This is a genomic window from Psychrobacter fjordensis (assembly GCF_904845995.1).
GTDB lineage: Bacteria > Pseudomonadota > Gammaproteobacteria > Pseudomonadales > Moraxellaceae > Psychrobacter > Psychrobacter fjordensis.
Map to the genome: position 1 here is coordinate 1 of NZ_CAJGYP010000006.1, position 12,357 is coordinate 12,357.

A 12,357-nucleotide genomic window follows, 5' to 3' on the forward strand; every position below is an offset into this window, starting at 1 on the left:
ATCCATGATGAAGTACTGAGTCGTTATTATGGTTGCGGGCTGGTATGTCCAGCGCTGCTTGAGGGTTGCCGAATTTTGGACTTAGGCAGTGGTTCAGGCCGTGATGTCTATGCATTGGCGCAATTGGTGGGTGAGAGCGGGCATGTGGTCGGTGTCGATATGACCGATGAGCAGCTAGCCGTTGCCAAAGAGCATCAGCAATATCACATCGATAAGTTTGGTTATGACAATGTGACTTTTTTGCATGGCTATATCGAAAAGCTAGATGAGCTTAATCTCGCAGATGGCAGCTTCGATATTATTGTCTCAAACTGCGTGATTAATCTTTCACCAGACAAAACAGCAGTCATGGCCAGTGTGCAGCGTTTGCTTAAGCCTGGCGGCGAGTTTTATTTTTCTGATGTATATGCTGATCGCCGTATTCCACAACATTTAGTCGATGATCCGGTCCTGTATGGCGAGTGTTTGAGTGGCGCATTGTACTGGAAAGATTTTACCCGTTTGTCACGAGAAGCAGGATTTTTAGACGTACGTTTGGTTGAGGATCGTCCGCTTGAGATTACTGATCCTGCCTTGGCGGCAAAAATTGGCGATATCCAGTTTTTCTCTGCCACTTATCGTTTGTTTAAGATTGCAGCGCTCGAAGATGCTTGCGAAGATCATGGTCAAGCGGTTATATACAAAGGAACTATCGAGCAGTCACCGCATCGTTTTGATCTTGATAAACATCATGCTATCGAAGCGGGTCGGGTATTCCCAGTGTGTGGCAATACGTTTAGAATGCTAAAAGAGTCTCGCTTTGCGCCGCATTTTGAGTTTATCGGTGATGACAGTCGTCACTATGGTATTTTTGCCGGCTGCGGTGAGCTGATGCCATTTAACCAGTCTGTGATGCCAACCTCTGGATTAGGCGGTTGTTGTTAAAACTAAGAGATTGACATTAGCAAAGGCCATTAATTCACTTAATGGCCTTTTTTATGAGTCATTCGTTGTCGATGTTTATATATTGGCAGACGCTATAGAAATAGCCTTTTACTGTTTGAACGATTGATTTTCGGTTAAATACTCATTTATTGACATGTCTATTAATGTTTAGGAAGTAATGCCGCCAATCGAGTTTTGGTTGCATCATCCATCATATCTACTGACGTCACCAGTGCTTGAGCAAGCGCATTATGTGCAATTGAGTCAGGCGATTCAGCGGCAATTAAAGCAACCGCTTCCTTAATCACTTTTTGAGCATTATCTGCATTTTTCATGAGATTTTTTATCGCATAGTCTGCACTGACGGCTTCTTCAGTCGGATGCCAACAATCAAAATCTGTCACCAGTGCCAAGGTCGCATAAGCAATACTGGCTTCACGTGCCAATTTGGCTTCTGGCATATTGGTCATACCAATGATATCCGCCTGCATTTGACGATACCACTGAGACTCTGCACGAGTAGAGAACTGTGGCCCTTCAATACAGACATAGGTCGCTTTTGAGTGACTGGTGCCTTCTACAATATCTGCATTGTCATAGGCACGAGTCAAGAGTTCTGCTAGGGCAGGGCAAAGTGGATCGGCCATCGATACATGAGCGACTGCGCCCGCGCCAAAAAATGTACTCACTCGCTGCTTGGTCATATCAATCATTTGATCTGGAATGACCATATCTAGTGGCTTAAGCGACTCTCGTAGAGAACCTACTGCTGACACGGATACGATGTAGCGCACCCCAAGCGTTTTTAACGCATAAATATTGGCACGATAAGGCACTTCAGATGGCGTCAGTCTATGACCTTGACCATGCCTCGTCAAAAAAGCGACCGTCACTCCTTCTAGCTCGCCCAAGACAATATCATCAGAGGGGCTGCCAAAGGGCGTGTCAATAGTGATATGACGCTTGTTGATGAGGGCATCCATTTGATACAACCCACTGCCTCCAATGATAGCGATATCCGCAGATAGTGGTGCTTGTTCTATAGAGGTTGTCATAAGTATTATCCAATTTTAGTTGCCAAAGACAACCTTGCTAATATAGAAGAACTTTCTTGTTATTGGCGCTTATTAATATTCAAAGAAAATATAGCAGAAACTGAGTGGTAATAGAAAGCAATCGAAAATAAGTACTGGGTCAGATTTTATGTGTTACCTATAACGAGATATTGTCACAATTAAAGTAGATGCTGCCTCAAATAGGCAGTATGTGCCATCTATAGCTGGTTTTGATAAAGGTTTGTAATACCTTCAAACCTTGCTTAGATAGTTGATGATAGGAACTCAGTTCTATATAGAGGAACTATGTGTATATTCAGATTTGATGATAAAACGCTAGCATGCCTTCAAACAGCTTCAAATATAAGGTATTGAAAGCAAAAGAGAAAACAGTCTGTGGTTTATTTATTGTAAAAATTGCTATATTATTACAAGTCTGTAATGCATTAATAAGCATAAGTTAATGCGACTCTATGTATTAAATTGATTATTTCAAGGATGAATTCCATGCTCAACTCTTTCAAGTCTCCATTATTATTATCAGCGATGCTAAGCGCTACGTTAGGCCTAGCAGCATGTTCAGAAAGTAGTGATACTACAGCCACCGATAGTACCGCAACAGATGGCGCTGCGACTGACACTGCTGATAATAAGCTAGATACCAAGTTCCTTACCATCGCTACTGGCGGTGCGTCAGGCCCTTACAACATCATTGGTACGTCATTATCTGAAGTTTATGTCAAAACCTTCGGTGTAAACTCAAAGACACAAACCACGGGCGCTTCAGTTGAGAACGTCAATCTATTGACCCAAGGTAAAGTCGACATGGTATTGGCACTCAGTGACGTGGTCACCGATGCAATCGAAGGTAAAAACAACTTTGAGAAGCCAATTACTAACATTCAACAGATCGCTGTCTTATACCCTAACGTGGTGCAAATCGTCACGTCAAAAAAATCTGGCATCAAAACTATTGAAGATTTAAGAGGCAAGCGTATCGCTGTTGGCGATCAAGGCTCTGGCACAGAGGTCAATGCTCGCACGTTATTGGAAGGGTTTGGTATCACGTATGACGATGTCACCGTTGATTATCTAGGCTTTGCAGAAGCCGCTGATGGTATGAAAGCAGGTAAAATTGAAGCAGCATTCTTCAGTAGTGGTCTTCCAAACTCATCTCTGATGGAGTTAGAGCAGGGTTTAGACTTACAGATTGTCAGTATCGACCAAGACAAGCTAAAAGAAATCATCGCGAGCAAGCCTTATTTCAAAACGTTTGAGATTCCTGCTGGCACGTACGGTAACGAAGCCGCTATCCCAACGGCAGCAATTATGAATGCGCTATTGGTTAGTTCTGATCTATCTGAAGCTGATGGTTATAAGTTAACCAAAACGTTATTTGATAATTTAGAGGGTCTAAAAACCGCTCACCAAGCAGCCAACGACATCAGCCTAGCAACTGCTCGTGAAGGTATGGTCGCTCCAATCCATCCTGGTGCTAAAAAATACTATGACGAACAAGCAGCCAAGTAATCCATTAGGGCTAACAGCTGGCGCAGCATTTATTGCCGCGCTGGTTTTTTTTACGTTATGGATGGGGGTTATTCTCCAGCCTGTCGTTGAAGTGCGCGTCGCAGGGGTAGAGGGCGCTGATGATACGGTTTGTTATTTCGTTGAGCCTGACTTTCAACTGCGATGGATACATTCTGTAGAAAAACAATGGTGGGAGGAGCAGTACCAACGCATAGACGGCAGCAGTACAGAAGCTGCTGAGCTGCTACTGACCACAACCTATTTTGAAGCTTTCGGTGCAGGTACTCCTTCCACCGAAATGCTTGCTCCTGTACAAAAACCTGGCTATCTGGGTTACCAAATCAATGAGAAGTTACCTAACCTCAATTGGGTGGTATCCAGACTGACCAAAGGTGAGATTGATTATGGCGACCATCGTGTTTTAATTCACCAGTTGGTGCCAGATTATTCTGAAGTAACGATCATGCCGAAAATGTATGGTTTCATTGATAGATTTAACAAGGACCTTTGTCATGACATCCCAAGTGACGGATCACGGTAGCGTAACTACCAAGCCAGACGCTCATGTTGATACCGACGCTGAAGCTGCGGCAATCAACAAAGCAGTATTGGAAAAATATGACCGAGAGTCAATCACGCGTCATATTACCCAAGGACCAGTGAAATATTTGATCGCTGGTATTTGTATACTCTATTCGCTATTTCACCTTTATATCACCTTTAATCCAATGCCAGCATTGCTACAACGCTCTGTGCATGTAGGTGTTGGTTTTGCATTAATATTCTTGATTTTCCCTGCTAGCAAAAAAAGCAGCCGAAAAAGTGTGGCATGGTATGACTGGATTTGGTTTGCGCTGTCGTTATCTGGCATGGGCTATTTGATTTATGAATATCAAGATATTGTGACCTCGCGTGGCGGCATGGCAAATCAGGTCGATGTGATATTTTCTCTGATTACCGTGGTCTGCGTGCTAGAAGGCAGTCGCCGTATCACTGGTTGGATTTTACCGATTTTAGCAGGGATATTTTTGGCGTATCCGTTTGTCAGTCATTTGGACTTTATGCCTGATAGATTATTGACCCGCCCTTATGACATGGGTGATATATTTGGTCAATTATTTTTAAAAACCGAAGGCTTATACTCTGTTGCGATTGGCGCATCGGTAACGTTCATTTTCCTATTCATTCTCTTTGGCGCGTTCTTAGCACGTTCAGGAATGGGGCAGCTGTTCAATGATTTGGCACTAGCCATCGCGGGTCACAAAAAAGGCGGGCCTGCAAAAGTAGCGGTCATCTCTAGTGGCTTTATGGGTAGTATCAATGGCTCTGCGTTATCAAACGTGGTAAGTACCGGTGCCTTCACCATTCCGTTGATGAAAAAGGTCGGCTATCATAAAGATTTTGCCGGTGCAGTTGAGGCAAGTGCCTCAGTTGGCGGGCAGATATTACCGCCAATTATGGGTGCGAGTGCATTCATTATGGCGGAGACAACAGGCTTACCTTATAGCACGATTGCGTTGGCCGCATTATTGCCCGCGATTTTGTACTATCTTGGTGTGATTGCACAGGTGCATTTCCGTGCTGGACGCCGTGATCTAAAAGGCATCGCTAAAGAAAACTTGCCAGCGGTAAAAGAAGTATTAAAAGCCCGTGGTCATATGCTACTACCGATTGTGTTTTTGGTTTTCCTATTAATCAAAAATGTCCCTGTCGGCTATGCCGCGGCTTATACCATTGGGTTCACCGTCGTGATCAGTATGCTACGTGCTGAGACTCGCATGGGGTTGTCTGATATCTTAGGCGCACTAGAAGATGGTGCGCGCCAGTCACTAGCGGTAATGGCTGCTTGTGCGGTCGTTGGTATTATCATTGGGGTGGTTAGTTTGACCAGCTTTGGTACGGTGATGACATCATCTATCGTCACATTAGGCGCAGGGTCATTATTCTTTACGCTCATTTTAACCATGCTAGCATCGATGGTTTTAGGCATGGGACTACCATCTATTCCTGCCTATATCATTACAGCAACGATGGCGGCTCCAGCACTAGCTGGCTTTGATATTCCAATTTTATCAGCGCATATGTTTGTATTCTACTTTGGTATCTTTGCCAATATTACTCCACCTGTATGTCTCGCAGCCTTTGCGGGTGCAGGTATTTCGGGCGGTGATCCAATGAAGACAGGGTTCTTGTCATTGAAACTTGCCCTTGCTGGATTTATCGTGCCGTTTATGTTTATCTACAACCCAACGATGCTAATGATCGATCCAACAGGTTTGGCAGTCACGGCGAAAGATTTCCCACTGCCTCCTATTGTGGATATCATCACCGTGGTAGTAACGTCAATCACTGGTGTGATCGCCTTAAGCGCTGCGCTCGAAGGATATTTCAGAGGCGGAATGAATACACTCACCCGTGTCATTTTGGTTGTTGGTGCATTGTTGTTGATTTACCCTGAGATCATCACTGGTGTTGCAGGCGCTGTTATTGTCCTTGGTATTGCTGTGTTTAATATTAAGACGAGTGAAGCACCGACGCCGACTGTTAGTGTATAGCTGTGAATATCTAGTACCAACCACAAATTATATGAGTAACTTTGTCGAACAAGTTTAGTCTACATAAGTAATACTGCTACTTGTTTTCATAGCTACTCAAATTTTTGTGGATGATATGAATGTCTAAGTTTTAGGCATTCATATCTATTACATCGATATCTTAAATCAGTCATAAAAAAGGGTGAATAACAAATTTGTTATTCACCCTTTTTCTGTGCTCATCTACGCTTAGTAGCTTTTCTTAGCGAATGATTTTACATTCGCTCTCTTGTCAGATTAGCAGCCTAATTTGCCTTCTGCTGCCAATGCCTTTTTGCTACGGATTGGTGCAGGGCAGTCTTCGCCGTAGTACTGACGATCTGCAAAGTAGCTTGAGCGTACCATTGGGCCTGCCCAGATATTAAAGAAGCCGATTTTCTTGCCATAGTCCATATAACGCTGGAACTCATCTGGATGGACATAACGATCAACAGGCGCATGGTTTTTACTAGGTTGTAGATACTGACCAACCGTAATCATATCCACATTATGTGCTTTTAGATCATCAAGTAGCGCATAAATCTCTTCTTCAGTCTCACCAAGGCCGACCATAAAGCCGCATTTGGTCGCGATATCAGGACGACGCTCTTTATATAGCTTGAGCAAGTCGAGTGAATGCTGATAATCAGAACCCGGACGGAATGCTTTGTATAAACGCGGTACCGTTTCGATGTTATGGTTAAAGACATCTGGCGGCGTTTCCGTTAGCAAATCCAACGCAATATCCATACGACCACGGAAATCAGGTACCAATATCTCAATTAAGCAGTTCGGGCTAAGCGCACGTGATTCGTTGAGTACTTCAACGAAATGCATGGCACCACCATCTTTCAAATCATCACGGTCAACTGAGGTAATGACTGCATACTTGAGTTTAAGACCTTCAATCGTCTCAGCAGTATGGCGTGGTTCATCAGCATCTAGCTTATTTGGACGACCATGGCCGACATCACAGAACGGGCAGCGACGCGTACAGATATCACCCATGATCATAAAGGTCGCCGTACCGTCAGCGAAGCACTGTGGCAGGTTAGGGCAGGCCGCTTCTTCACAGACGGTATAAAGCTTTTGCTCACGCAACGTGGCTTTGATACGGGCTACTTCAGCAGGCGATGACATCTTGACCCGAATCCAATCTGGCTTTTTCTTTGCCTCGACGGTCGGGATTACTTTAATTGGGATACGGGCAACTTTATCGTAGCCACGCAGCTTTTCGCCTTGAATGGCTTTTTTGGGTTTGGCCTTAGCAGCAGGTACATAGGTTTGTACGGCAGTTGTCATAATAAAATTATCTCTTAACCCTTTATCTTATAAGGGTTTATGGAATTATTAGAATGTGTTGTGAGTGAGGACATTATAACAGAAATTCAAGGGGTAGCTTTTAATCAATCTTGTTAAGATTACTACGACTTGTCTCTTTACCATAGTTTTAAATATCTATGTCAATATCCAACTCATTCAGGATTTCTATGGCAGCACGAAACGCTTCTTGAGTGGCGGGTGCGCCGCAGTAGGGTAAGCTGTGCATGAGAACTTCTCGAATCTCAGCGACACTAGCACCATTATTGATAGCGCCTCGAATATGTCCTTTTAGCTCATTTGGGCTTTTTTGGGCAATCAAAAAAGCGATAGTGATTAATGAGCGATATTTGCGTGGTAATACGGAGTCATCTTGCCACGTGCTACCCCACGCATGCTCAATGATCCAATCCTGTAATGGCTGAGTGAACCCAGTCGCGCTATCCAGTGAACGTTTGACATGTTGCTCACCCATTACCTCGGTGCGAACTTTTAGACCGCTGTCATAATTGGCATTGTTTTCTTTATCATTCATTTTATTATCCTCACTGGCGGTTTATATGTGCTAGCTATGTGTGCTAATGATATATGTATGCTAATGATATGTGCTACCTTATTAAGCTGCTGTGCTAGAGTGCATTAAATGACTAAAGCGCATTTGAAAAAAGGCATGTTTGAAAAATAATATCTTACAAAAGAGTATAGCAGTCACACAGTGTCTATTTAACCGAAAATAATAAAGCAGTCAATGAGCGTAGCAAGCGGCGTATAAGATATAAAAGACCGTTCAAGCGTATTGTTGACGGTACTATTTTTATAATAAATGTCCAATATGGCCTTATTCTAAGCCTTTTCCAAGCTGAGCCATTAACATTTAGAGCGTTTTGAGCTATGATTGCACAGATAATTATTCCATCTAGTACATGGACGCAGGCTGTCATACTGACTACCCAACGTAATGTGCTAAACACCAACTGACGAGGACGACTATTGTGTTAGAAGCTTATCGTAAACATGTCGAAGAACGTGCTGAGCTAGGAACGGTTCCGCTACCACTGAATGAAAAACAAGTAGCAGAGTTGGTTGAGCTATTAAAAACGCCACCTGCAGGCGAAGATGCATTCTTGATGAACTTGCTAGAAAATCGTATTCCTGCTGGTGTTGACCAAGCTGCTTACGTTAAAGCGGCATTTTTAGCTGCGATCCTTAAGGGTGAAACATCATCACCACTTATCAGCAAGCAAAAAGCAGTTGAAATCTTAGGCACTATGCAAGGTGGCTACAACGTTCAGCCATTGGTTGCTGCACTAGATGACAGCGATGTTGCACAAGATGCAGCTGAAGCACTGAAAAAGACGTTGCTAGTATTTGACGCGTTCAATGACGTGACTGAAAAAGCAGAAGCGGGCAACACTATTGCAAAGGAAGTCGTTCAATCTTGGGCAGATGCTGAGTGGTTCTTGAACCGCGCTGCAGTACCAGAAAAAACAACTTATACAACGTTTAAAGTAACTGGCGAAACCAACACAGATGACTTGTCACCTGCGCAAGATGCATGGAGCCGTCCAGATATCCCATTGCATTCATTAGCCATGCACAAAAACTCTCGTGACGGCATCAATGCTGATGACGAAGGCGTTGTTGGCCCGATGAAGCAAATCGAAGAGCTGAAAAAAATAGGCCATCAATTGGCTTATGTTGGTGATGTCGTTGGTACTGGTTCTAGCCGTAAGTCTGCGACCAACTCAGTACTTTGGTTGATGGGTGATGATATCCCTAACGTGCCAAACAAACGTGGCGGCGGTTTAGTACTTGGTAACAACATCGCGCCTATCTTCTTCAACACGATGGAAGATTCTGGTGCATTGCCAATTGAGAAAGTGAATGTTGATAACCTAAATATGGGTGATGTATTTGACATCTATCCGTACGAAGGCAAAATCACTAAGCATGACTCTGACGAAGTATTGTCAACGTTTGCGCTAAACTCTCCAACTTTGCTTGACGAAGTTCGTGCTGGTGGCCGTATTCCATTGATCGTTGGTCGTGGCTTAACTAACCGTGCTCGTGAATACATGGGTCTTGGTCATTCAGACATCTTTGCAAAACCAGAAGAGCCAGTAGACACTGGTAAAGGCTTTACGCTAGCGCAAAAAATGGTTGGTAAAGCTTGTGGTCTAGAAGGCGTACGTCCTGGTATGTACTGTGAGCCTAAAATGACGACAGTCGGCTCTCAGGATACGACTGGTCCGATGACTCGTGATGAGCTAAAAGATTTGGCTTGCCTAGGTTTCCAAGCAGATTTAGTGATGCAGTCATTCTGCCACACTGCGGCTTATCCAAAGCCAGTTGACGTTGAAACTCAGCACACACTACCTGACTTTATCATGAACCGTGGCGGCGTAAGCTTACGTCCAGGTGATGGTATCATCCATAGCTGGTTGAACCGTATGCTACTTCCAGATACTGTTGGTACTGGTGGTGACTCGCATACTCGTTTCCCAATGGGTATTTCGTTCCCAGCGGGTTCTGGTCTAGTGGCATTTGCCGCAGCGACCGGTGTTATGCCACTTGATATGCCTGAGTCTGTCCGTGTACGCTTCGTTGGCGAACGTCAGCCTGGTATCACACTACGTGACCTAGTACATGCCATTCCTTATCAAGCAATTAAAGAAGGTCTATTGACTGTCGATAAGAAAGGTAAAATCAACGAATTCAACGGCCGTATTCTTGAAATCGAAGGTCTAGAAGACTTGACTGCTGAGCAAGCATTTGAGCTATCTGATGCCTCAGCTGAGCGTAGCGCTGCTGGTTGTACTATTACTCTATCTGAAGCGTCAGTGACTGAGTACTTAAACTCAAATATCACTCTACTTAAGTGGATGATCTCAGAAGGCTATGGCGATGCACGTACCATCAGTCGTCGTATCGAGCAGATGCAAGACTGGCTCGCGAACCCAAGCCTATTGCGTGCTGATGAAGATGCTGAGTACACGATCGATATGACTATCGATATGTCTGACATCAAAGAGCCTATCCTATGCTGCCCGAACGATCCAGATGATGCTAAAACACTAGCTGACGTCGCTGGTGATACTATTGATGAAGTATTCATTGGTTCATGTATGACCAACATCGGTCATTTCCGTGCCGCTGGTAAACTGCTAAAAGATGTACCAGCAGGAAGCCTCAAGACTCGTCTATGGATTGCGCCACCTACTAAGATGGATGCGCGTCAATTGATGGAAGAGGGTTACTACAATATCTACGCTCAAGCCGGTGCTCGTACTGAGATGCCAGGTTGTTCGCTATGTATGGGTAACCAAGCACGTATCGCTCCGAAGTCTACCGCCGTATCTACCTCTACGCGTAACTTCCCGAACCGTCTAGGTCAGGGTGCTAACGTATACCTTGCTTCTGCAGAGCTTGCAGCAGTAGCAGCGGTACTTGGTAAATTGCCAACCAACGACGAATATCAGCAGTATGCTGGTATGCTAGACAGCATGGGCGAGGAAGTGTATCAATACATGAACTTCGACCGTATGTCAGAATACACTGAAGAAGCGGATAAAATTAATGTCGCTCAGTTGACCTAGTCTTGGTTGAAATTTAAGCTAAACGTTTTTAAATAAAGAAAACCCCGTATCTTATGATGCGGGTTTTTTTTTGCAGTTGTAAATTATAGTTAGTTTTTAGGCTCTAAATAATGTTGCTTTATAAATTTCTACTCATGTTATGCTTGCTTCCTTACAAGCACGTGTCAGCCCGATATAAAATATTAGCTTATTCTTTATCTGTGGAAATCCCGATGTTATTTGATAAATATATCTTAGAGGTCAAGAACATATTTGAAAGTTATTTTGAATATGTTCTTGAAATGCAAGAAAATGGACACTTAGAGTCAAACGATGGCAGTGTCCTATATCCCAACATTTTACTAGTCACCAATTGTTCTGGATTCTATGTAGCAGAACTTGTGGGGGCGGTTAAAAAGTACAGTGGTCTGATAGTTAAAATACATAAAGAGAAATCGATTTATCGTTACTTAAGTCAGTTTGATGATTCTGAGCCAGATTCTTGTGTACACCTTGATGGTAAAGAGAATGGTTTTAAATTTTTGTGTTTGGCACAAGAGGCTGATTTTAAAGCTGTAGAAGAGAGATTTCCTTCTATAGAGCTATATGGTTCGAAATTGAGCAGGACAGGAGGAAAAGGAAGTGTTATTTCTTTTGGCTCTAACTTCGAGTCTTGTTTAATTGAGAACTGTATTCTTGTAAATAGGTCAGATAACTTATATCGCTGCAAAAGCATATTGGCAGCATATATTTTCAAAAGCTCTATAATGAAATCGAAATTAATCGATTTTTTTGATAAAAATTTAAGTGAAAAAGAAGTTAAAGGTATTCATACCGTTAAAGGAAAAAGCGAAGAGCAACTTATTGTTGCAGGTCAATTGCAAAGTATGTATTTGCTTCCCGGAATACATGAAACTACAATTGGAGAGTTCTTAAAATTACACCCTGAAATAATAAAAAAAGCATTTAAAACAGAACACTTTGAATATGAGCCTTATTTAAAGTGGCTTGAACATGATGGGACATGTGATGATACTGCAATAAATCCTGACTTGCTGATTAAACGCTCTGATGGATATTATGATATATATGATTTGAAAACTGCAGCGTTAGCAAAGAAAAATATTACTAAAGGTGGAAGAAAAAGACGTAGGTTTATTGATTATGTTGAGGAAGGTGTTGCACAACTTGCTAATTATGAAGAGTATTTTACATATCAAAAAAATTCAGATTTTGCAAAAAAAAAGTATGGGATTGAAGTTAAAAACCCTAAATTAGTACTAGTCGTTGGAAGTTGGGAAAACTCATCACCTGAGGAAGTTGTTCAAGCAAGAAGAAGATATGCGGGAATTGAAATAATAGATTATGATACTTTTTGCC

General features: G+C 42.9%; 9 protein-coding genes. 6 read left to right on the forward strand and 3 right to left on the reverse strand.

Annotated elements, in window-relative coordinates:
• The coding region (locus JMW61_RS14125) for a methyltransferase domain-containing protein (protein ID WP_201552029.1) at positions 1-924 on the forward strand (924 nt) is incomplete at its 5' end.
• A gap of 161 nt (positions 925-1,085) precedes the next feature.
• On the opposite strand, the gene mtnP is transcribed toward JMW61_RS14125, so the two are convergent.
• Positions 1,086-1,979: an S-methyl-5'-thioadenosine phosphorylase gene (gene mtnP / locus JMW61_RS14130; RefSeq protein WP_201552030.1), complete on the reverse strand. Its 894-nt coding sequence runs from the start codon at positions 1,977-1,979 to the stop codon at positions 1,086-1,088.
• A 507-nt stretch (positions 1,980-2,486) separates the two neighbouring features.
• Between mtnP and JMW61_RS14135 the strand changes: the two genes are divergently transcribed.
• The 3 genes from JMW61_RS14135 to JMW61_RS14145 are packed head-to-tail and all read left to right on the forward strand — an operon-like array spanning position 2,487 to position 6,064.
• Positions 2,487-3,509 carry a TAXI family TRAP transporter solute-binding subunit gene (locus JMW61_RS14135; protein WP_197100893.1) on the forward strand — a complete coding sequence of 341 codons (1,023 nt, stop codon included), beginning with the start codon at positions 2,487-2,489 and terminating at the stop codon, positions 3,507-3,509.
• Positions 3,472-4,050: a DUF1850 domain-containing protein gene (locus tag JMW61_RS14140; RefSeq protein WP_227687502.1), complete on the forward strand. Its 579-nt coding sequence runs from the start codon at positions 3,472-3,474 to the stop codon at positions 4,048-4,050. The genes JMW61_RS14135 and JMW61_RS14140 overlap by 38 nt, the downstream gene beginning before the upstream one ends.
• Positions 4,022-6,064: a TRAP transporter permease gene (locus tag JMW61_RS14145; RefSeq protein ID WP_201552031.1), complete on the forward strand. Its 2,043-nt coding sequence runs from the start codon at positions 4,022-4,024 to the stop codon at positions 6,062-6,064. The genes JMW61_RS14140 and JMW61_RS14145 overlap by 29 nt, the downstream gene beginning before the upstream one ends.
• 276 nt (positions 6,065-6,340) lie before the next feature.
• On the opposite strand, the gene lipA is transcribed toward JMW61_RS14145, so the two are convergent.
• The gene (gene lipA, locus JMW61_RS14150; RefSeq protein ID WP_110922474.1) at positions 6,341-7,384 is read right to left on the reverse strand and encodes a lipoyl synthase; all 1,044 of its coding nucleotides are present in this window, start codon (positions 7,382-7,384) and stop codon (positions 6,341-6,343) included.
• A 148-nt stretch (positions 7,385-7,532) separates the two neighbouring features.
• Complete coding sequence (locus JMW61_RS14155; RefSeq protein WP_201552032.1) at positions 7,533-7,937, reverse strand: carboxymuconolactone decarboxylase family protein; 405 nt, start codon at positions 7,935-7,937, stop codon at positions 7,533-7,535.
• A gap of 457 nt (positions 7,938-8,394) precedes the next feature.
• Between JMW61_RS14155 and acnB the strand changes: the two genes are divergently transcribed.
• Together acnB and JMW61_RS14165 are read left to right on the forward strand one after the other, a co-directional pair.
• Entirely contained in the window at positions 8,395-10,998 is a 2,604-nt protein-coding gene (gene acnB, locus JMW61_RS14160) for a bifunctional aconitate hydratase 2/2-methylisocitrate dehydratase (protein ID WP_201552033.1), read from the forward strand.
• A 212-nt stretch (positions 10,999-11,210) separates the two neighbouring features.
• Positions 11,211-12,357, forward strand: a 1,147-nt coding sequence (locus JMW61_RS14165; RefSeq protein ID WP_201552034.1) for a Shedu anti-phage system protein SduA domain-containing protein, incomplete at its 3' end; no start/stop codon positions are given.

Excerpts from the sequence above, each read along its gene's own strand:
- JMW61_RS14145 (WP_201552031.1), top strand. The coding sequence starts at position 4,022 with ATGACATCCCAAGTGACGGATCACGGTAGCGTAACTACCAAGCCAGAC.
- JMW61_RS14155 (WP_201552032.1), bottom strand. The coding sequence starts at position 7,937 with ATGAATGATAAAGAAAACAATGCCAATTATGACAGCGGTCTAAAAGTT.
- mtnP (WP_201552030.1), bottom strand. The coding sequence starts at position 1,979 with ATGACAACCTCTATAGAACAAGCACCACTATCTGCGGATATCGCTATC.
- lipA (WP_110922474.1), bottom strand. The coding sequence starts at position 7,384 with ATGACAACTGCCGTACAAACCTATGTACCTGCTGCTAAGGCCAAACCC.
- JMW61_RS14135 (WP_197100893.1), top strand. The coding sequence starts at position 2,487 with ATGCTCAACTCTTTCAAGTCTCCATTATTATTATCAGCGATGCTAAGC.